This window comes from Pseudomonas sp. SZ57, from assembly GCF_009495975.1.
In the GTDB taxonomy this organism is placed as follows: Bacteria; Pseudomonadota; Gammaproteobacteria; order Pseudomonadales; family Pseudomonadaceae; genus Aquipseudomonas; species Aquipseudomonas syringae.
Genome location: NZ_WIBD01000003.1, coordinates 523,472 through 543,442 on the forward strand (window position 1 = coordinate 523,472; position 19,971 = coordinate 543,442).

Consider the following 19,971-nt stretch of genomic DNA (forward strand, 5'->3'; position numbering starts at 1 on the left):
ACGATCAATGAGCGATCACTCGCCGAGGCGCAATGGCACGCCACTGACCGCCAGCAAACTCTTTCTGCTGTTTTGCATCGGCGAAGACCGCTATGCGCTGGATGCAACCGAGATCGCCGAAATCCTGCCGCGTGTGAAGCTCAAGACCATTGCCCGTGCACCTCACTGGGTGGCGGGAATCTTCGCCCATCGTGGCGAGATCGTCCCGGTGATCGACATCAGTGCGCTGAATTCCGGTCAGCCGGCGCGCTCGCGTACCAGTACGCGCATGGTGCTGGTGCATTATCGCTACGACGATACGCACCCGGCGCAGTTGCTCGGGCTGATTCTGGAACAGGCGACCGAAACGCTGCGCTGCCCGGTTGCGCAGTTCAAGGCCTACGGGCTGGACAATCGCCTGTCGCCGTACCTTGGGCCGGTGCGAGAGGATGAGCAGGGCCTGTTGCAGTGGATTCATGTCCACGAGCTGTTGAGCGAGCCGGTCCGCGAGTTGTTGTACCCGGTGCCGCCGATTGACCTCGAATTGCTTGAGGACGCGCAATGAAGGTGGATGATTCGCGCTTCTTTAGCTTTCTCAAGGAGCGTATCGGCCTGGATGTGACGTCCGTCGGCGAAGCGATCATCGAGCGCGCCTTGCGTCAGCGTGCGGCGGCCGCCCACTGCGCTGACAGCGATGCCTACTGGCATCTTCTGGTCTCGTCGGCGCAGGAGCAGCAGGCGCTGATCGAAGCGGTGATCGTTCCCGAGACCTGGTTCTTTCGTTATCCCGAATCGTTTGTCACCCTGGGCATGCTGGCCCGTGAGCGTATCGCCAGCCTTGCCGGTGCGCGCCCCTTGCGCATACTCAGCCTGCCGTGCTCGACCGGTGAGGAGCCATATTCCATCGCCATGGCGCTATTCGACGCCGGGGTCGATGCCAGGCAATTCAAGGTCGATGCCATCGATATCAGCCCCGTTTCGATTGCCAAGGCCGAGCACGGTATTTACGGCAAAAACTCGTTTCGTGGCAGCGACATCAGTTATCGCGAGCGGTATTTCAATCCGGTCGCTGATGGCTTTGAAATCGCTGACAGTGTTCGCGCCTGTGTGAGTTTTCAGCCGGGCAACCTGCTCGACCCCAAACTCGTTTCGCAAGCGGCCTATGACATCGTCTTCTGCCGCAATCTGGTGATCTATTTCGATCGGCAGACCCAGCAACATGTGTTCAAGGTGCTCAAACAACTGACCCGTGAAGACGGCCTGCTGTTTATCGGCCCGGCGGAGGGCAACCTGCTGGCCGCTATTGGCATGCGCTCGACGGGGATCGCCCAGTCGTTCGCCTTCCGGCACGCACCTGTCGATGCGGCGGTGCCAGCCCCGGTGCCAAAACAGGTCGCTGCACCCGTTGCGCCCCGTCCTGTCGTCGAGGCACCTGCCAGAGCGGTCGCGCCACGACCTGCGCCGCGCACCTCCGCCGCATTCGCGCCCATTGCAAAACCAGACGCTGCGGCGGGCAACAGCGAGGTGTCGGCGTTGCTCGACAGGATTGCGGGGCTGGCCAACGAAGGCAAAAGTGCCGAGGCGCGGGCTGCATGCGAGCGTTACCTGCAACAGCATGAGCCGGTCGCGCAGGTGTTTTACTGGCTGGGTCTGCTCAGCGAAGTGGAAGGCCGTGTGCCACAGGCGCAGGGCTTCTATCGCAAGGCGCTGTATCTGCAACCGCAGCACTCAGAATCGCTGGCCCAACTGGCGGCATTGCTGGCTGCCCAGGGTGACACTGCCGGCGCGCGGCGCCTGCAGGACCGCGTTGCGCGTGGCGCGAATAAACAAGGAAACCACTGATGGCGGGCGTGTCCGGTTTTTCCAGTCTGACCCATGATCAGGCTCTGGATATCGATGATTGCTGGAACCGTATCGGTATTCATGGCGATCGTTCCTGCCCGTTGCTTGCAGAGCACATCCACTGCCGCAACTGCGCGGTTTATTCGGCTGCCGCCACCCGTTTGCTGGACCGCTATTCGCTGGCCCAGGAATCGCCCGAGCATTTTCAGGGCTCGGTGCTGCTGCGCGACCTCGAGACTCGTTCGATTCTGGTATTCCGGCTTGGCGAAGAGTGGCTGGGGCTGGCGTCGCGCTGCCTCTCGGAAGTCGCCCCCAGCCAGACCATCCATTCACTGCCACACCAGCGCTCGCGTGCGTTGCTGGGTGTCGCCAATGTACGCGGCGCTCTGGTAGCGTGCATTTCACTGGTCGAGCTGCTGGGGCTGGACAGCACCGTTGTGAATGCCCCGTCGACGCGGGTGGTGCCGCGTATGCTGATCGTGAGCGTCGAAGGCGGCCCGGTGGTGGTGCCGGTCGACGAGGTAGACGGTATTCACGCTATTGACGAGCGCGAGCTGGAAGCCGCTTCGGCGTCCGGCACGCACGCCAATGCCCGTTTCACCCGTGGCGTGCTGCAATGGAAGGGCCGCAGCCTGCGCTGGCTGGACGAAGATGAGTTGTTGTCGGCGGTGTATCGGAGCCTCACATGACGCCAGATCAAATGCGTGACGCCTCGCTGTTCGAACTGTTCACGCTGGAAGCCGACGCGCAGACCCAGGTACTCAGTTCGGGCCTGCTGGCACTCGAACGTAACCCGACCCAGGCGGATCAGCTGGAAGCCTGCATGCGTGCCGCTCATTCGCTCAAGGGCGCAGCGCGAATCGTCGGCGTCGATTTCGGCGTGAGCGTCGCGCATGTGATGGAAGACTGTCTGGTCAGCGCCCAGGAAGGGCGTCTGCTGCTTCAGGCCGAGCATATCGACGCGTTGCTGTCGGGGACCGACCTGTTGATGCGTATTGCCACGCCTGGCAGCGACGGTATTGGTCAGCCTGATATCGACAGTTACGTCGAAAGGCTCAATACGCTGCTGGCTTCCGGCGCTGGCGCAGCGCGTGCGGTCAGTACGCCCCTGCCGGACCCGGCCTCGGACGCTTTGCTCGCCAGCGCGATGCTGCAGTTCGAAACGTCCGGCGCGGCAGTTGTGCCGGAGTCTGTGCCCGAGCCGTCGGCCGCAGACTCGTCTGCGCCCGCCCATCCAGCCGATATGCCGATGCCGGAACCTGAAGCACCGTTCACGCCATTACGTGAACGGCGTGTGGCCGAAGGTGGCGAACGCGTGTTGCGAGTCACTGCCGAGCGTCTTAACGGTCTGCTGGACATGTCCAGCAAATCGCTGGTCGAGACCCAGCGCCTCAAACCGCTGCTGGCCGGTATGCAGCGGCTCAAGCGCCTGCAAAGCAGCAGCGACCGTGCGCTGGAAGTACTGGGTGCCAGTTTTGGCGAGGAAGGTCCTTCGGCCGATGTGCAAAAAGCCCTGGAAGACGCGCGCAGCCTCCTGTCCCAGGCGCAACAGGTGTTGGCCCGGCACACTGCCGAGCTGGATGAATTCGGTTGGCAGTCGGCGCAACGTGCGCAGTTGCTATACGACACGGCACTCGCCTGCCGCATGCGACCTTTCGCCGATGTGCTGAACGGCCAGGCACGCATGGTCCGCGATCTGGGGCGTGAGCTGGGCAAACAGGTCCGCTTGCAGATCGAAGGCGAAAAGACGCAGGTCGATCGCGATGTGCTGGAAAAGCTCGATGCACCATTGACCCATCTGTTGCGCAACGCCGTGGACCATGGCATCGAGTCGCCCGAGCAGCGCGTGGCGTCCGGCAAGGACCCTGAAGGTCTGATTCGTCTGCAGGCCTCGCATCAGGCCGGCTTGCTGGTCGTTGAGTTGAGCGATGACGGCGGTGGCGTGGACCTTGAACGTGTGCGCCAGAGTATCGTTGACCGCAAGCTTTCGCCTGCCGAAACCGCTGCGCAGTTGAGCGAGGAAGAACTGCTGAGTTTTCTGTTTCTGCCGGGCTTCAGCATGCGCGACAAGGTCACGCAGATTTCCGGCCGTGGTGTCGGCCTCGATGCCGTGCAGCATATGGTTCGCCAGATGCACGGCAGCGTCGAGCTGCAGCAATGGGCGGGCGAGGGCAGTCGCTTCAGAATTGAAATGCCGCTGACGCTTTCAGTGGTACGCAGCCTGGTCGTGGAAGTGGGCGGCGAAGCCTACGCCTTTCCGCTGGCTCACATCGAACGTATGCGCGACCTGCAGCCTGACGACATTCTGCAACTGGAAGGGCGTCAGCATTTCTGGGATGAAGAGCGGCATGTGGGGCTGGTCTCGGCCAGTCAACTGCTGAACCGGCCGCCTGCGCAGAAGGCCGGAGAAACGCTCAAGGTCGTGGTCATCCGCGAGCGCGATGCGGTTTATGGCGTCGCCGTCGAACGCTTCATCGGTGAGCGTACGCTGGTGGTGATGCCGCTCGATGCGCGCCTGGGCAAGGTGCAGGACGTGTCGGCAGGAGCCTTGCTCGACGACGGTTCGGTGGTGCTGATCATCGATGTCGAAGACATGCTGCGCTCGGTGGAAAAACTCCTGAATACCGGCCGCCTGGAACGCATCGATCGACGCGATCGCCAGGCAGACCAGGTGTCACGCAAGCGCGTGCTGGTGGTCGATGATTCTTTGACCGTGCGCGAGCTGGAGCGCAAGCTGCTGGTCAGTCGCGGCTACCAGGTGTCGGTGGCCGTAGACGGGATGGACGGCTGGAACGCGCTGCGCGCCGAGGACTTCGACCTGCTGATTACCGACATCGACATGCCGCGTATGGACGGTATCGAGCTGGTGACCCTGTTGCGCCGCGATACCCGCTTGCAGTCCTTGCCGGTCATGGTCGTGTCCTACAAGGACCGCGAAGAAGACCGGCGTCGCGGCCTGGACGCCGGCGCCGATTATTACCTGGCCAAGGCCAGTTTCCACGATGATGCCTTGCTCGACGCTGTCGTCGAATTGATAGGAGACGCGCAAGGATGAAGATTGCCATCGTCAACGATATGCCCATGGCCATCGAAGCCCTGCGCCGTGCGCTGGCCTTCGAGCCCGCGCATCAGATCATCTGGGTGGCGTCCAATGGTGCCGACGCCGTGCAGCGTTGCGTCGAGCAGACCCCGGATCTGATCCTGATGGACCTGATCATGCCGGTGATGGATGGCGTGGAAGCCACGCGCCGGATCATGGCCGAAACACCCTGCGCCATCGTCATCGTGACCGTTGACCACGAGCAGAACATGCGCCGCGTGTTCGAAGCGATGGGGCACGGCGCACTGGATGTGGTGGACACGCCGGCCATTGGTGGTCCCAATCCAAAAGAGGCGGCGGCGCCCCTGCTGCGCAAGATCCTCAATATCGACTGGCTGATCGGCCAGCGTGTCGGTTTTGAACGGGTCGCGGCTGCACCGGTTTCCGCGCCGTCGAGACGTGACCGGCTCGTCGCCATCGGTTCCTCGGCAGGCGGGCCTGCAGCGCTGGAAATTCTGCTCAAGGCGCTTCCGGTAAGTTTTCCTGCAGCGATTGTCCTCGTGCAGCATGTCGATCAGGTCTTCGCCGCCGGTATGGCCGACTGGTTGAGCTCCGCCTCCGGCCTGCCGGTACGTCTGGCCAGGGAAGGCGAAACGCCACAGCCGGGTGTGGTGTTGCTGGCGGGCACCAATCATCACATTCGATTGCTCAAGGACGGCACGCTGGCGTACACGGCGGAGCCGGTGAATGAAGTTTACAGACCCTCGATTGATGTGTTTTTCGAGAGCGTCACCCGTTTTTGGAGTGGTGAGGCGGTCGGCGTTCTGCTGACCGGGATGGGGCGCGACGGTGCACAGGGGCTCAAGGCCATGCGCGAGCGGGGGTTTCTGACCATCGCTCAGGATCAGGCCAGCTCTGCTGTGTATGGCATGCCCAAGGCTGCCGCAGCCATCGATGCTGCCGTGGAAATCTGTCCGTTGCCCGCCATAGCACCTCGCTTGATCGAGGTATTTACTCAATGACTGCTCTGCTGAACTCAGTGGCAGTCGGCGATCAGGAGAAAGATCATGAATGACCTGCAAACGGATGAGCTCAAGACGCCGGATGAAAACAGCGCAATGGTACTTCTGGTGGACGATCAGGCCATGATTGGTGAAGCCGTACGACGCGGCCTGGCCGGCCATGAGTCTATCGACTTTCATTTTTGTGCCGACCCGCATCAGGCGATTGCCCAGGCCGTGCAGATCAAGCCGACGGTGATTCTGCAGGACCTGGTGATGCCGGGCCTCGACGGGCTGACGCTGGTGCGCGAGTACCGCAGCAACCCGCTGACCCGCGATATCCCGATCATCGTGCTGTCCACCAAGGAAGACCCGTTGATCAAGAGCGCGGCGTTCACGGCGGGGGCCAACGACTATCTGGTCAAGCTGCCGGACAACATCGAGCTGGTGGCGCGCATTCGCTATCACTCGCGCTCGTACATGACCCTGCTGCAGCGCGACGAGGCCTATCGGGCTCTGCGCGTCAGCCAGCAGCAACTGCTCGATACCAATCTGGTGCTGCAGCGCCTGATGAATTCCGATGGCCTCACGGGCCTGTCTAATCGCCGTCACTTCGACGAGTACCTGGAACTGGAGTGGCGCCGGGCAATTCGCGAGCAGTCCCAGTTGTCGTTGCTGATGATCGATGTCGACTACTTCAAGCCCTACAACGACAACTTCGGGCATCTGGAGGGCGACGAGGCCCTGCGCCAGGTCGCCAAGGCCATCCGCAACAGTTGCAGTCGTCCGTCGGACTTGCCGGCTCGCTACGGGGGCGAGGAATTCGCCATGGTCCTGCCCAATACCTCACCGGGCGGGGCGCGTCTGCTGGCTGAAAAACTGCGCCAGAGCGTGTCAGGCATGAATATCCCGCACATTGCGCCAGCGCCCGGCTCCAGCCTGACCGTGAGTATCGGTGTGGCGACCATGACGCCACAGCTCGGAATGCACAGCCGTCAGCTGATTCTGGATGCCGACAAGGGGCTTTATCAGGCCAAGAACAACGGACGCAATCAGGTCGCGGCGGGCTGACGCCGGCTGCGATCGGTAAAATAGGCCGCACAACGCCTGCCCGACGGGCTGCTTTCGTGGTCCGCCCTGGGGTATACTCGTCGGCTTTGAAAATTTCGCCTGCGAGTGCTGCCTACCATGGAAATCAACCCGATCCTAAACAGCATCAAGGATTTGTCCGAGCGCTCCGAAACCATTCGGGGGTATCTTTGACTACGATCACAAACATGATCGTCTGACCGAAGTCAACCGCGAGCTCGAAGATCCAAACGTCTGGAACAACCCGGCCTACGCCCAGGAACTGGGGCGCGAGCGCTCCCTGCTGGCGCAGATTGTCGAAACCCTGGACGAAATGTCCTCGGGTCTGGCCGATGCCAAAGACCTGTTGCTGATGTCTGCCGAAGAAGAAGACCAGGCTGCCGTCGATGACGTCGCCGCCGAAGTCGAGCGCCTGCGCGAATCGCTGGAAAAGCTCGAATTCCGCCGCATGTTCAGTGGCGATATGGACCCCAACAACGCTTACCTGGACATCCAGGCCGGCTCCGGTGGTACTGAAGCGCAGGACTGGGCCAACATCCTGCTGCGCATGTACCTGCGCTGGGCCGACAAGCGCGGTTTCGACGCCACCATCATGGAACTGTCCGCTGGTGAAGTCGCCGGTATCAAGGGCGCTACCGTGCACATCAAGGGCGAATACGCCTTTGGCTGGCTGCGTACCGAGATCGGCGTTCACCGTCTGGTGCGCAAGAGCCCGTTCGACTCCGGCAACCGTCGCCACACCTCGTTCTCGGCCGTATTCGTTTCGCCGGAAATCGATGACAACATCGAAATCGACATCAACCCGGCGGACCTGCGCATCGACACCTACCGCTCCTCCGGGGCCGGTGGTCAGCACGTAAACACCACTGACTCGGCGGTGCGTATCACCCACGTTCCGACCAATACCGTGGTCAGCTGCCAGAACGAGCGTTCCCAGCATGCGAACAAGGACACCGCCATGAAAATGCTGCGGGCCCGTTTGTATGAGCAGGAAGTGCAGAAGCGTAATGCGGCGTCCCAGGCGCTCGAAGACACCAAGTCCGATATCGGCTGGGGTCATCAGATTCGTTCGTACGTACTGGACGCCTCGCGTATCAAGGACCTGCGGACCAACATCGAACGCAGCGACTGCGACAAGGTGCTTGATGGCGATATCGACGAATACCTGATCGCGAGCCTCAAGCAAGGGCTGTAAACCGTCAGCCGACACCTCAAGTCCCTCGTCGCAAGGCGAGGGCGAACCTGTGATGGAATATTTAAAGACATGAGCGACCAACAACTCGACCCGCAAGCCCTGCAACAGGAAGAAAACACCCTGATCGCCTTGCGCAAGGAAAAGCTTGCAGCAGGCCGTGCCAAGGGTCAGGCCTTCCCCAACGACTTCCGCCGCGACAGCTACTGCAATGACCTGCAGAAACAGTACGTCGACAAGACCAAGGAAGAACTGGCAGAGGCAGCGATCCCGGTCAAGGTTGCCGGTCGCATCATGCTCAACCGTGGCTCGTTCATGGTGATCCAGGACATGACCGGGCGCATCCAGGTCTACGTCAACCGCAAGACCCTGCCTGAAGAAACCCTGGCCGAGGTGAAAACTTGGGACCTGGGCGACATCATCGCTGCCGAAGGTACGCTGGCACGCTCCGGCAAGGGCGACCTGTACGTCGAGATGACCAGCGTTCGCCTGCTGACCAAGTCATTGCGTCCGCTGCCCGACAAGCACCACGGCCTGACCGACACCGAACAGCGCTACCGTCAGCGTTACGTCGACCTGATCGTCAACGAGGAAGTGCGCGAGACCTTCCGCGTGCGCTCGCAGGTCATCGCTCACATCCGCAGCTTCCTGATGAAGCGCGACTTTCTCGAAGTCGAAACGCCGATGCTGCAGACCATTCCCGGCGGCGCGGCGGCCAAGCCGTTCGAAACCCACCACAACGCGCTGGACATGGAAATGTTCCTGCGTATCGCCCCGGAGCTTTACCTCAAGCGTCTGGTGGTCGGTGGTTTCGAGAAGGTCTTCGAGATCAATCGCAACTTCCGTAACGAAGGTGTTTCGACCCGGCACAACCCCGAGTTCACCATGCTCGAGTTCTACCAGGCCTACGCCGATTACGAAGACAACATGGACCTCACCGAGGAACTGTTCCGCGAACTGGCGCAACTGGTGCTGGGCACCACCGACGTGCCTTATGGCGACAAGGTGTTCCACTTCGGCGAACCGTTCGTACGTCTCTCTGTGTTCGACTCGATCCTCAAGTACAACCCTGAGCTGACCGCTGCCGACCTGCAGGACATCGACAAGGCGCGCGCCATTGCGAAAAAGGCCGGTGCCAAGGTGCTGGGCTTCGAAGGCCTGGGCAAATTGCAGGTGATGATTTTCGAAGAGCTGGTCGAGCACAAGCTGGAACAGCCGCACTTCATTACCCAGTACCCGTTCGAAGTGTCGCCGCTGGCGCGTCGCAATGATGAAAACCCGAACGTTACCGACCGTTTCGAGTTGTTCATCGGCGGTCGCGAAATTGCCAACGCCTACTCCGAGCTCAACGACGCCGAAGACCAGGCCGAACGCTTCCAGGCGCAGGTGGCCGACAAGGATGCAGGTGACGACGAAGCCATGCACTACGACGCCGACTTCGTGCGTGCGCTGGAGTACGGCATGCCGCCGACGGCAGGCGAGGGGATCGGCATCGACCGGTTGGTGATGTTGCTCACCGACTCGCCGTCGATCCGCGACGTGATCCTCTTCCCGCATATGCGCCCGCAAGCGTAATCAGTGTTAAAACAGCCGCCTTCATTGGGCGGCTTTTTTTTAAGTGTTTTTCAGATCGACTCATTTCAGAGCGACTTATAAGGAAGCTGTCGTGACGATTGCCAGAGAAGGGGCCGCCGGAGTAGCCAGCGCGGTGGCCAAAAGCGTCAAGTATCAGGGCCGCAAGGCTGCGCGCGAGGGCAGTGAGCAGCGCAGGCAGGTCATTCTCGATGCCGCCATGCGTATCGTGGTGCGTGATGGCGTACGCGCCGTGCGCCATCGCGCAGTGGCCGCTGAAGCCAGTGTGCCGCTGTCGGCAACCACCTATTACTTCAAGGATATCGATGATCTGCTGACCGATGCCTTCGCCCAGTATGTACAGCGCAGCGCTGACTATCTGGCGCGGCTGTGGCAGAACACCGAAGGCATTCTGCGCGAGATGATGAGCCGCAGCTCCGGGAGTCCGACCGACCGTTTTCGTCTGGCGGACGACATCGCGCGTATGGTGATGGAGCATATCCGCCATCAACTGCTGACCCGGCGTGACTATCTGATCGCCGAGCAGGCGTTCTACCACGAAGCACTGATCAATCCGCGCCTGACGCCATTGGTCATGGCCCACCAGGAAATTTTGCTGCAAGGCAGTTGTCAGTTCTTTCAGGTGATCGGTTCCCTGCAGCCCTATCAGGATGCTCAGGTGTTGACGGGGCTCATCCGTCGCATTGAGTATCAAGGCCTGCTGCATGGGCCGCAGCGTCAGGCGGACGAAGAAATGCTCTGTATCCTGACCCGGCAGATGCGTCTGGTCCTGGGGACGCCGCAGCCGCTTCGAGGGTGACTATACTGCTGCGCGAGTGCCCCGGATCGGCTGCTCAGACGGTTTGACGAGCCTGCCAGTTTCGATATTTTCCAGCGGTGGCGTGTTGTTCCGCGCCGCCAAGCAGTAGCGTGACAGCCAGCCAAGGAGTACCGGTGGACGAGTATCAACAGACTATTCGTGCTTTATCGGATCGGATCGTCGTTGCACAGACGCCGATTCGCATTCTGGATGCAGTTAAATGGGATGAGAACGTCCGCAAGGAGTTTCTGGCCGCCAAGGGCAAGGCACTGCCTGCCGTGGACCGCGCTTATTACGAAAACCGTCCGCTGGGTTTCGACTCTTCCGCCTTGAAGCAAGAGTTCCAGAACATTGAGCGCGACGTCACGCGTCAACTGGGGCAGTTCAACCCGGTCGGGCAGATCATGCGCCGCATGTGCCGTGAGTACCGCATGGTGGTGCGTATGCTCGAGGCCCGCGGTACGTCCGACTTCGGGCTGATTTCTCAGGAACTGTACGGCGCGGCATCCGACGCTTTCCATGCGGGTGACCCGACGCTGGCCGATCTTGGCCTGATGCTTTCGGATTACCTGAACAACATTGCCGGACGCGGCGACCTGAAGGACGAGCCAAAAACGCTCACCGCCAAGGACGCCGTTTCGCTGCTGCAATCGCGTTTGAACCGCGTGTTCGGTGAGGCCGAAGAGACCATCCGGGTTTTCGAATCCGACGGGATCGTCGCCGATGCGGCTGCCGGTGCCGACTACATCAAGATCCGCACCGACGCGATGTTCAACGAACGCGATGTACGCGCGCTGGAAGTGCACGAAGGGCTGGTGCACGTGGGCACCACGCTGAACGGGCAAAACCAGCCGATCTGTACGTTCCTGTCCAAAGGTCCGCCATCTTCGACGGTGACGCAGGAAGGCCTGGCGATTCTCATGGAAGTCATCGCCTTTGCATCCTATCCGAGCCGCCTGCGCAAGCTGACCAATCGCACGCGCGCCATTCACATGGCCGAGCAGGGGGCCGATTTTCTGCAGGTGTTCGAGTTTTACCAGGAGCAGGGTTTTGGCATGTCCGAGAGCTACGGCAATGCCAGTCGCGTCTTCCGCGGCTCGGTGCCCAACGGCCTGCCGTTCACCAAGGACCTGTCCTACCTGAAAGGCTTCATCATGGTCTACAACTACATTCAGCTCGCCGTGCGCAAGGGCAAGCTCGAACAGGTGCCACTGCTGTTCTGCGGCAAGACCACGCTGGAAGACATGCGTACCCTGCGCCAACTGGTGGACGAAGGGCTGGTGGTTGCACCCAAGTACCTGCCCGAGCAGTTCCGTGACATGAACGCCCTGTCAGCCTGGATGTGCTTCTCCAACTTCCTCAACCACCTGAGCCTGGACCGCATCGAAGCGGACTACTCGAATATTTTGTAGGCAGCGATCTTCGCTGTACGCCAGCCTGTTTTTGACTCTGGCCGAAGGCCGTAGGAGCGAACTTGTTCGCGAAGGAGAGGTACATTCTCCGAAAGCTCATGATTATGCCTATCGGCCAATGCTCGCGGAACATGGGAACGAGAATCTGAGTCTCGCGCCAGCACAGCAGTGATGTGGCGATGAAAACAACAAGGAAAGCTCATTTGAAACTGCTCGGCATCTTCACCCTGGTCCTTGCGCTCACCGGTTGCAGTTCGATGTTGTTCTACCCCGAGCAGGGCGTTCCGTTCACCCCCGACAAGGCGCGCCTGCATTATCAGGACGTGAATCTCACCGCTGCCGACGGGACGCGCCTGCATGGCTGGTGGCTGCCCGCCAAGGAAGGTGTGCCGGTGAAGGGTACGGTGCTGCATCTGCACGGCAACGGTGGCAACCTGTCCTGGCATCTGGGTGGCGTCTGGTGGTTGCCCGAGCAGGGGTATCAAGTGTTGATGCTGGATTACCGGGGCTATGGCGAGTCGCAGGGCGAGCCGAGCCTGCCAGCGGTCTACGAGGACGTTCAGGCCGCTTTCGACTGGTTGAACACTGCGCCGCAAGTGCGAGGCAAACCGCTTGTGGTCCTGGGGCAAAGCATTGGTGGGGCGCTGGCGGTGCATTACCTGTCCGAACACCCGCAGGAGCGCTCGCGGCTCAAGGCGCTGGTGCTGGACAGCGTGCCGGCCAGCTACCGCAGCGTCGCACGAAACTCGCTGAGCAAATCGTGGCTGACCTGGCCATTGAAAACGCCCCTGTCCTGGTTTATCCCGGAGGCCGACAGCGCGGTCAACGGCCTGCCAAAACTGGCCGGCACACCGATGCTGATCTTTCACAGCATGGACGACACGCTGGTGCCGCTCGCCAACGGCATTGAGCTGTACAAGGCCGCGCCGCCTCCGCGCGTCTTGCAATTGACCCGGGGTGAACACGTGCAGACGTTCGCAGACCCTCTCTGGCGTCAGGTGATGCTGCGTTATCTGGACGACCCGACGCATTTCAACGGCCTGCGCCGCCTTGCGGAAGTGCCCAACTACCCGACCCCTGCAACACCGCCAGCGCCATGAGCCGCGAGCGTAATCTCAACGGCATGATCCTCAGCGCCATTGGTGCAGTCATCGGCACGGTGGGCTGTCTGTGGTTTTACGGCTACCTGCACTTCGCAAAGCCCGAGGATGCACTGCTGCTCGGTGAATTCACCCTGCTCAAAACCGTCCCCGGCGAGGATTACAAGGTCGCTGCCACGCCAGCCTCCGAGGTGGCGCAGTGCGTTGATGGCGTACTAGTGTTGTTCGATACGTCGCGAAAAGGTCTGTCGGGCGTATTGATCGATGATCGCAGGCAGGCAGTGCGTTGCCTTGGCCAGCAAACGCCCCGGCAATAAGACAGCCGCAAAAACCCTCGCTCATGAAAAAGCCCCGCCTGTATGCGCAGGCGGGGCTTCAGTGCAGCAGCTCAGTCGCTTATTTCATCGAAGAGCGTGGTGCAACAGGCTGGTTGTCGTTGGAGATGGTGACTTCCACACGACGGTTCATGGCGCGGCCCGAGTTGCTGGAGTTGTCAGCAACCGGGTATTCCTTGCCATAACCCATGGTCACAACGCGCGCTGGGTCTACACCCATGCGTACCAGAGCCATGCGCACCGAGTTGGCGCGACGTTCGGACAGCGACTGGTTGTAGGAAGCCGAACCGGTGCTGTCGGTGTAGCCTTCGACAATCACTTTACGGTCAGGGTTTTCCTGCAGGAAGCCAGCCAGCTTGCCGATGTCGCCTTGGGCGGTTGGCTTCAGTTCGGCCTTGTTGTAGTCGAACAGCACGTCACCGAAAGTCACCAGCGTACCGCGTTCGGTCTGCTTGGCGTTCAGGCTGTTTTTCAGTGCAGCGATCTGCGCGTCGCGGGCTTCCAGACGGGCCTTGGCGCGGTCGGCAGAAGCGTTTTGCAGCGCTGCTTCAGAGGTGCGCAGGGCGATGGTCTGCTTGGCCAGCTCGATACGCTGGTTGGTCAGGTACGACAGTTGGTCGACTTTCTGTACGTCGTCATCGTTACGGAAGGCCTGTTCTGCCTTGGTCAGCCATTCGCTGGCGTCCTTGGTTTCAAGGGCTGCGACTTGAGTAGCCTGAGGGTTGGTCTGCAGCGCGGTGAAGTTGCTGCGAGCCTGTTCCAGGTTAGGGTTCGGCTTGGTTGCACAGGCTGCCAGAGCAACGCTCATGGCCAGCAGAGCAGGGATCATCAATTGTTTGCGCATAATAGGGTCGTCCTTTAATCAGTTACGAATTCATGAAAACAGAAGGGTGTGCAGGGCAATCACTGCACCTGGCGCAGGCCTTCTTCACGGAGTTCGTTGACGCCTTGACGAGCGTCCTGCACGGCCTTGGCAGCTTTGGCGGCCTGGGATTTACGTTCTGCTACGCGAGCGTCCCACTCGGCTTGTTCAGCCAGACGGCGTGCTTCATCGTATTTGTGATCCTGCATGGCCAGATCAGCAGCTTTGAGCTTGTCCTGAGCCGACTTCATTTCTACCGCCGCGAACTCGGTACCACCAGCGCTGACAGCGCTGTTGACGGCCGATTGCGAAACCGCGTACTGCTCGGAGGGCGGGTTACCGGCACAACCGGCCAGGATAAAGGTGCTACCGAGTGCCAGCGCAGCCAGCTTGAGACCGCGCAGGCCTTTGAACTTGGTTTTGGCAGTTAGGGTGTTCATGTTGATCAACTCCAATGTCTGACTCCAACGTGGTTATCCATGACAGTCGTTGCATCAAGTCCGGGCATCAGGTTGTACAACCGCCTACTGCCTTTCGGGCTTTCCTGTAATGGTTAATCGTTCCGACCTTCGCGGTTTTTGAATAGTTCAGATAAATATCTACTGAGCGGTCAGGATTTTTCAGAAGCATTCAGATGAGTGCCAATATGTCGGTCATCATATGAAGGCGCGTCGAACGACGTTCAATAACCCTGATGGCGTTCAGGTTTTTGCTGAAGCATTTGTCCAATTGCAGGCTTTTGGTGCACTGTTGGCACAGCGGATTTGAATTCACGTACGCCCGTGCTGCCGAGCGGGTACGCAACTGAGCCCAGATAAAAAACGGGAGAGGAACGATGGCCGATATCGATGCGCGTCTGCGCGAAGACGTTCACCTGTTGGGTGAGCTGTTGGGGAATACCATTCGTGAACAGCGAGGCGCTGAATTTCTCGACAAGATCGAGCGTATTCGCAAAGGCGCCAAAGCGGGCAGACGCGGTTCCGCGGCAGGGGCCGAGCAGCTCAGTTCCAGCGTCGACGGGCTGGGTGATGACGAGCTGCTGCCGGTTGCGCGTGCCTTCAACCAGTTTCTCAACCTGGCCAATATTGCCGAGCAGTATCAGCTCATGCACCGCCGCGACGATAAACAGCCGCTGCCGTTCGAATCGCGAGTACTGCCCGAGCTGCTTGATCGCCTCAAGGCCGAAGGCCACTCACCCGACGCCCTGGCACGCCAGCTGAGCAAGCTGGAAATCGAACTGGTGCTGACTGCGCACCCGACCGAGGTTGCACGTCGCACGCTGATCCAGAAATACGACGCCATCGCTGCGCAGCTGGCCGCACTCGATCATCGCGATCTCAACAGCAGCGAGCGCACACAGATTACTTCGCGCCTGCAGCGGCTGATTGCCGAGGCCTGGCACACCGAAGAGATCCGGCGCATCCGACCGACCCCGGTCGATGAAGCCAAATGGGGTTTCGCGGTCATTGAACACTCGCTCTGGCACGCCATTCCAAACTACCTGCGCAAGGCTGACCATGCGCTGCATGCAGCCACCGGCCTGCATCTGCCCCTGGAAGCGGCGCCGATCCGTTTTGCCTCCTGGATGGGCGGCGACCGTGACGGCAACCCGAATGTCACGGCTGCGGTCACCCGCGAAGTGCTGTTGCTGGCGCGCTGGATGGCGGCTGACCTGTATTTGCGTGACGTGGACAATCTCGCCGCAGAACTGTCGATGCAGCAGGCCAGCGATGCTCTGCGTGCCAGCGTGGGTGACAGCGCCGAACCTTATCGGGCGGAACTCAAACGCCTGCGCGAGCGCCTGCGTGCGACGCGCAACTGGGCCAATGCCTCGCTGAGCGAAACCCTGCCTGCGCCGGAAGCGGTGCTGCAAGACAACCGTGAACTGCTTGACCCATTGATGCTGTGCTTCCAGTCGCTGCACGAATGCGGCATGGGTGTGATCGCCGACGGGCCGCTTCTGGATTGTCTGCGTCGGGCCGTCACATTCGGCCTGTTCCTGGTGCGTCTGGATGTTCGCCAGGATTCCAGCCGTCATTGCGCAGCCATGACCGAAATCACTGACTATCTGGGGCTGGGTCGCTACGAAGAGTGGGATGAGCAGACCCGCATCGACTTTCTATTGCGTGAATTGAATAATCGCAGGCCGCTGCTGCCGAGCTATTTCAAGCCGGCCGCCGACACCGCAGAGGTGCTGGCAACCTGCCGGGAGGTGGCGGCCGCTCCGGCGGCGTCGCTGGGGTCTTATGTGATCTCGATGGCCGGCTCGGCCTCGGATGTACTGGCCGTGCAACTGCTGCTCAAGGAGTCCGGGCTGCAGCGGCCCATGCGTGTGGTGCCGCTGTTCGAGACCCTGGCCGACCTGGACAACGCCGGACCGGTGATCGAGACGCTGCTCGGGCTGCCGGGCTATCGCTCGCGTCTGCACGGCCCGCAAGAGGTGATGATCGGCTATTCCGACTCGGCCAAGGATGCCGGCACGACGGCGGCGGCCTGGGCGCAGTATCGTGCCCAGGAAAGACTGGTGGAGATCTGCCGCGAGCAGCAGGTCGAATTGCTGCTGTTCCACGGCCGCGGCGGTACAGTCGGTCGTGGCGGCGGTCCGGCGCACGCGGCGATCCTGTCGCAGCCACCGGGTTCTGTGGCCGGACGCTTCCGGACCACCGAGCAAGGGGAAATGATTCGTTTCAAATTCGGCCTGCCGGACATCGCCGAGCAGAACCTCAATCTTTATCTGGCCGCCGTGCTGGAAGCGACCCTGTTGCCGCCGCCACCTCCACAACCGGCGTGGCGGACGATGATGGACCAGATGGCCGGCGACGGGGTCGGCGCATACCGCGCAGTGGTGCGCGAGAACCCGGAATTCGTCGAGTATTTCCGCCAGGCGACACCCGAGCAGGAGCTTGGGCGTTTGCCACTCGGCAGCCGTCCCGCCAAGCGCCGCGAGGGCGGTGTAGAGAGTCTTCGTGCCATTCCGTGGATCTTCGCCTGGACGCAGACGCGTCTGATGCTGCCCGCCTGGCTGGGCTGGGAAGCTGCACTGAGCAAGGCGCTGGAGCGCGGCGAAGGCGAGGTGCTGGCACAGATGCGTGAACAGTGGCCGTTCTTCAGAACGCGCATCGACATGCTGGAAATGGTCCTCGCCAAAGCCGATGCGGACATCGCCCGGCTCTACGACGAACGTCTGGTCAGCGCCGAGCTGCAACATTTGGGCGCACATTTACGCGACCTATTGTCGCAGGCGTGCAATGTGGTTCTGGGGTTGACCGGGCAGACGCAACTGCTGGCCCACAGCCCTGAAACGCTGGAATTCATCAGCCTGCGCAACACTTACCTTGACCCGCTGCATTTGCTCCAGGCAGAGCTGCTGTCGCGCTCGCGTAATCGTGAAGCCAGTCTGGACAGTCCTCTGGAACTGGCGCTGCTGGTGTCTGTAGCGGGGATTGCTGCCGGTCTGCGCAACACGGGCTGATGGATCAGGCCGTTGTCATCGTCGGGCCTTTTCGGTCCGGCGATGGCCAGCGCCGGATTTGCAGGCTGGCCTGCCGTAAACCTTGATACAGGTCATATCACTCTGAAATCAAGGCTGACAAGGCGGTATGCCTGCGCTTACTGCGACTTTCGGCGGCTTGTGCGGCCTCGGTCTGCTGTGTATCTTGATCAGCCTTTCGGCCTATTGGCCTGATTCATTTTTTAGATTGGCCCCCGAGGCGAATCCGATGATTTCACTATAAAAAATTTGAGGAGCATGACGATGCGCGTGATTCTGCTGGGAGCTCCCGGGGCCGGTAAAGGTACTCAGGCAAAATTCATCACTGAAAAGTTCGGCATCCCGCAGGTTTCGACAGGCGACATGCTGCGCGCTGCAGTCAAGGCTGAAACCGAGCTGGGCCTGAAGGCCAAGAGCGTCATGGATTCGGGCGGTCTGGTTTCCGATGACCTGATCATCGGTCTGATCAAGGACCGTCTGGCCGAGCCGGACTGCGCGAACGGCGTGCTGTTCGATGGCTTCCCGCGCACCATTCCACAGGCTGAAGCCCTGTTGAAAGCCGGTCTGGAAATCGACCATGTGCTGGAAATCGCCGTCGATGACGAAGAAATCGTCAAGCGCATGTCCGGCCGCCGGGTTCACGAAGGTTCCGGGCGCATCTACCACACCATCTTCAATCCGCCGAAGGTTGAAGGTATCGATGATGTGACCGGCGAACCGCTGCTGCAGCGCAAGGATGACGTCGAAGAGACCGTACGTCATCGCCTGTCGGTGTATCACGCCCAGACCAAGCCGCTGGTCGAGTTCTACAGCAAGCTGGAAGCGAAGAACGGCAAGCCCAAGTGCAGCCATATTCCGGGCGTCGGCTCGGTTGAGGACATCACTGCAAAAGTACTGAAAGCCTTGAGCTGAGGCTCGCAGGCTGAACAATAAATGGCCCGCTTGCGGGCCATTTGTCATTTATACTGCTGCACTTTTTCACATTGACCACGACGGAAACACCGATGACCACCTTGCTGGCCCTGGACACCGCCACTGAAGCCTGCTCGGTCGCTTTGCTGCATGACGGCAAGGTGCTGAGCCACTACGAGGTGATCCCGCGCCTGCACGCCCAGCGGCTGCTGCCGATGATCAAAAGCCTGATGGCCGAGGCGGGCATTGCCATGTCGGCGCTGGACGCCATTGCTTTCGGGCGCGGTCCCGGTGCGTTCACCGGCGTGCGCATTGCCATCGGCGTCGTGCAAGGCCTGGCATTCGCCCTGGAACGTCCGGTGCTGCCGGTGTCGAACCTCGCCGTACTGGCGCAGCGCGCGCATCGCGAGCACGGCGTGTCGCAAGTGGCATCGGCCATCGATGCACGCATGGACGAGGTGTACTGGGGCTGCTATCACGAGACCGCTGGCGAGATGCGTCTGTTGGGCGACGAAGCTGTAATGGCGCCCGAATTGGCCGCGCTGCCTGCGCACGCCAGCGGGCAATGGTTTGGCGCCGGTACGGGCTGGGGCTACGCAGAGCGTATGCCGGTCAGCCTGGTGGGCCAGGATGCAGCCATGCTGCCGCACGCGCAGGATCTGTTGACGCTGGCGACCTTTGCCTGGCACCGCGGCGAAGCCCTGCCTGCAGATGATGCTCAGCCGGTTTACCTGCGCGACAAGGTGGCTACGCCGAAGGCACGTTGACTGAATGGGGCAGGGCTTGCGCAAAAGGCTGCCGCGTTTCGGGAAAATGTCTTTCAGTCATCGCCAACCGGTCAGCCAGTGCTGGAAAATGTCAGTTTGCCATCTACCGTTTATCGTCTGAATGGTCTTTAATCTCATTTGGCGATAACAAGTTGCAAGATATGTGGTCTAGTTATCGTTACGCAATTTGCGAACTACAAGGCAGCAACGCTAAATTGCCACTATCGACGCCGAGTACATAATCGATGCGCATAGACGGAACCTCATCACGCTCGTATCCCATCAAGCGAAAGCCGCAGAAAACGCCTTCGACTGTCGAAGGTTCTTTTGAGGAAGTCGTAGTTGATGCCGAGCTGCCGCCGCCTCCAGCGCGCGCTCGCCGTGAAACGGGTGATTCAACGATTGGCAGCACTGCCAACGTCCCTGCGCGTCCGCAAGACATCATTTTCCCGCGCTCCATGAGCTCTCGTGTCGCCCACGCACTGGCTAGCTATATGGCCACTGCCAGTTTTGTCGATTGGGACCTTGAAGTATCGGGGCTCGATCTGCACGTTTGAT

18 protein-coding genes are annotated in these 19,971 nt (G+C 60.7%); 16 read left to right on the forward strand and 2 right to left on the reverse strand.

Going from position 1 to position 19,971, the window contains the following annotated elements; all coding sequences use genetic code 11:
* Window positions 1-7: 7 nt before the first annotated feature.
* From GE543_RS06045 to GE543_RS06100, 12 genes are all read left to right on the forward strand, one after another.
* Window positions 8-544 carry a chemotaxis protein CheW gene (locus tag GE543_RS06045; RefSeq protein ID WP_046270758.1) on the forward strand — a complete coding sequence of 179 codons (537 nt, stop codon included), beginning with the start codon at window positions 8-10 and terminating at the stop codon, window positions 542-544.
* A complete protein-coding gene (locus GE543_RS06050) occupies window positions 541-1,821 on the forward strand; it encodes a protein-glutamate O-methyltransferase CheR (protein WP_103688387.1) in 1,281 nt (426 codons plus the stop codon). Before GE543_RS06045 ends, GE543_RS06050 begins: the two co-directional genes overlap by 4 nt.
* Complete coding sequence (locus GE543_RS06055; protein ID WP_046270756.1) at window positions 1,821-2,510, forward strand: chemotaxis protein CheW; 690 nt, start codon at window positions 1,821-1,823, stop codon at window positions 2,508-2,510. Before GE543_RS06050 ends, GE543_RS06055 begins: the two co-directional genes overlap by 1 nt.
* On the forward strand, window positions 2,507-4,876 hold the full coding sequence (locus tag GE543_RS06060) for a hybrid sensor histidine kinase/response regulator (RefSeq protein WP_153221005.1): 2,370 nt from the start codon (window positions 2,507-2,509) through the stop codon (window positions 4,874-4,876). Before GE543_RS06055 ends, GE543_RS06060 begins: the two co-directional genes overlap by 4 nt.
* Window positions 4,873-5,883 carry a chemotaxis response regulator protein-glutamate methylesterase gene (locus tag GE543_RS06065; protein ID WP_003409243.1) on the forward strand — a complete coding sequence of 337 codons (1,011 nt, stop codon included), beginning with the start codon at window positions 4,873-4,875 and terminating at the stop codon, window positions 5,881-5,883. Before GE543_RS06060 ends, GE543_RS06065 begins: the two co-directional genes overlap by 4 nt.
* Before the next feature lie 45 nt (window positions 5,884-5,928).
* A complete protein-coding gene (locus tag GE543_RS06070; protein WP_003409246.1) occupies window positions 5,929-6,933 on the forward strand; it encodes a PleD family two-component system response regulator in 1,005 nt (334 codons plus the stop codon).
* Between the two features lie 117 nt (window positions 6,934-7,050).
* Window positions 7,051-8,146 (forward strand): peptide chain release factor 2 gene (prfB, locus tag GE543_RS06075; RefSeq protein ID WP_096102164.1). Its coding sequence is split into 2 segments (ribosomal slippage): window positions 7,051-7,122 and window positions 7,124-8,146, totalling 1,095 coding nucleotides; the frame shifts between segments, so codons are not numbered across the junction.
* Between the two features lie 69 nt (window positions 8,147-8,215).
* Window positions 8,216-9,718 carry a lysine--tRNA ligase gene (lysS, locus tag GE543_RS06080; RefSeq protein ID WP_003415497.1) on the forward strand — a complete coding sequence of 501 codons (1,503 nt, stop codon included), beginning with the start codon at window positions 8,216-8,218 and terminating at the stop codon, window positions 9,716-9,718.
* 91 nt (window positions 9,719-9,809) lie between these two features.
* On the forward strand, window positions 9,810-10,535 hold the full coding sequence (locus tag GE543_RS06085) for a TetR/AcrR family transcriptional regulator (RefSeq protein ID WP_003409252.1): 726 nt from the start codon (window positions 9,810-9,812) through the stop codon (window positions 10,533-10,535).
* Between the two features lie 134 nt (window positions 10,536-10,669).
* Window positions 10,670-11,947, forward strand: a complete 1,278-nt coding sequence (locus GE543_RS06090) for a flavohemoglobin expression-modulating QEGLA motif protein (protein ID WP_003339622.1) — start codon at window positions 10,670-10,672, stop codon at window positions 11,945-11,947.
* A gap of 203 nt (window positions 11,948-12,150) precedes the next feature.
* Window positions 12,151-13,047, forward strand: coding sequence for an alpha/beta hydrolase (locus GE543_RS06095; RefSeq protein WP_153221006.1), 897 nt, complete (start codon window positions 12,151-12,153; stop codon window positions 13,045-13,047).
* Window positions 13,044-13,364: a hypothetical protein gene (locus GE543_RS06100; RefSeq protein WP_153221007.1), complete on the forward strand. Its 321-nt coding sequence runs from the start codon at window positions 13,044-13,046 to the stop codon at window positions 13,362-13,364. The genes GE543_RS06095 and GE543_RS06100 overlap by 4 nt, the downstream gene beginning before the upstream one ends.
* Before the next feature lie 79 nt (window positions 13,365-13,443).
* Here the strand turns inward: GE543_RS06100 and GE543_RS06105 are convergent, their stop codons facing one another.
* Both GE543_RS06105 and GE543_RS06110 read right to left on the reverse strand, forming a co-directional pair.
* On the reverse strand, window positions 13,444-14,226 hold the full coding sequence (locus tag GE543_RS06105) for an OmpA family protein (protein WP_003409263.1): 783 nt from the start codon (window positions 14,224-14,226) through the stop codon (window positions 13,444-13,446).
* Window positions 14,227-14,285: 59 nt separating this feature from the next.
* On the reverse strand, window positions 14,286-14,699 hold the full coding sequence (locus GE543_RS06110) for a DUF4398 domain-containing protein (protein ID WP_003409265.1): 414 nt from the start codon (window positions 14,697-14,699) through the stop codon (window positions 14,286-14,288).
* 380 nt (window positions 14,700-15,079) lie between these two features.
* On the opposite strand from GE543_RS06110, the gene ppc reads away from it, so the two are divergent.
* The 4 genes from ppc (at window position 15,080) to GE543_RS06130 (ending at window position 19,970) form a co-directional block, all read left to right on the forward strand.
* On the forward strand, window positions 15,080-17,716 hold the full coding sequence (ppc, locus tag GE543_RS06115; protein WP_153221008.1) for a phosphoenolpyruvate carboxylase: 2,637 nt from the start codon (window positions 15,080-15,082) through the stop codon (window positions 17,714-17,716).
* A 282-nt stretch (window positions 17,717-17,998) separates the two neighbouring features.
* Complete coding sequence (gene adk / locus GE543_RS06120; RefSeq protein ID WP_003409269.1) at window positions 17,999-18,646, forward strand: adenylate kinase; 648 nt, start codon at window positions 17,999-18,001, stop codon at window positions 18,644-18,646.
* A gap of 92 nt (window positions 18,647-18,738) precedes the next feature.
* The gene (gene tsaB / locus GE543_RS06125) at window positions 18,739-19,413 is read left to right on the forward strand and encodes a tRNA (adenosine(37)-N6)-threonylcarbamoyltransferase complex dimerization subunit type 1 TsaB (RefSeq protein WP_046270750.1); all 675 of its coding nucleotides are present in this window, start codon (window positions 18,739-18,741) and stop codon (window positions 19,411-19,413) included.
* A gap of 245 nt (window positions 19,414-19,658) precedes the next feature.
* Window positions 19,659-19,970, forward strand: coding sequence for a hypothetical protein (locus GE543_RS06130; RefSeq protein ID WP_003314268.1), 312 nt, complete (start codon window positions 19,659-19,661; stop codon window positions 19,968-19,970).
* Window position 19,971 lies beyond the last annotated feature (1 nt).

What these genes read in the sequence shown, in the direction of transcription:
- GE543_RS06045 (WP_046270758.1), top strand. Translation starts at nt 8, where the DNA reads ATGAGCGATCACTCGCCGAGGCGCAATGGCACGCCACTGACCGCCAGC.
- GE543_RS06050 (WP_103688387.1), top strand. Translation starts at nt 541, where the DNA reads ATGAAGGTGGATGATTCGCGCTTCTTTAGCTTTCTCAAGGAGCGTATC.
- GE543_RS06055 (WP_046270756.1), top strand. Translation starts at nt 1,821, where the DNA reads ATGGCGGGCGTGTCCGGTTTTTCCAGTCTGACCCATGATCAGGCTCTG.
- GE543_RS06060 (WP_153221005.1), top strand. Translation starts at nt 2,507, where the DNA reads ATGACGCCAGATCAAATGCGTGACGCCTCGCTGTTCGAACTGTTCACG.
- GE543_RS06065 (WP_003409243.1), top strand. Translation starts at nt 4,873, where the DNA reads ATGAAGATTGCCATCGTCAACGATATGCCCATGGCCATCGAAGCCCTG.
- GE543_RS06070 (WP_003409246.1), top strand. Translation starts at nt 5,929, where the DNA reads ATGAATGACCTGCAAACGGATGAGCTCAAGACGCCGGATGAAAACAGC.
- lysS (WP_003415497.1), top strand. Translation starts at nt 8,216, where the DNA reads ATGAGCGACCAACAACTCGACCCGCAAGCCCTGCAACAGGAAGAAAAC.
- GE543_RS06100 (WP_153221007.1), top strand. Translation starts at nt 13,044, where the DNA reads ATGAGCCGCGAGCGTAATCTCAACGGCATGATCCTCAGCGCCATTGGT.
- GE543_RS06105 (WP_003409263.1), bottom strand. Translation starts at nt 14,226, where the DNA reads ATGCGCAAACAATTGATGATCCCTGCTCTGCTGGCCATGAGCGTTGCT.
- ppc (WP_153221008.1), top strand. Translation starts at nt 15,080, where the DNA reads ATGGCCGATATCGATGCGCGTCTGCGCGAAGACGTTCACCTGTTGGGT.
- adk (WP_003409269.1), top strand. Translation starts at nt 17,999, where the DNA reads ATGCGCGTGATTCTGCTGGGAGCTCCCGGGGCCGGTAAAGGTACTCAG.
- tsaB (WP_046270750.1), top strand. Translation starts at nt 18,739, where the DNA reads ATGACCACCTTGCTGGCCCTGGACACCGCCACTGAAGCCTGCTCGGTC.
- GE543_RS06130 (WP_003314268.1), top strand. Translation starts at nt 19,659, where the DNA reads ATGCGCATAGACGGAACCTCATCACGCTCGTATCCCATCAAGCGAAAG.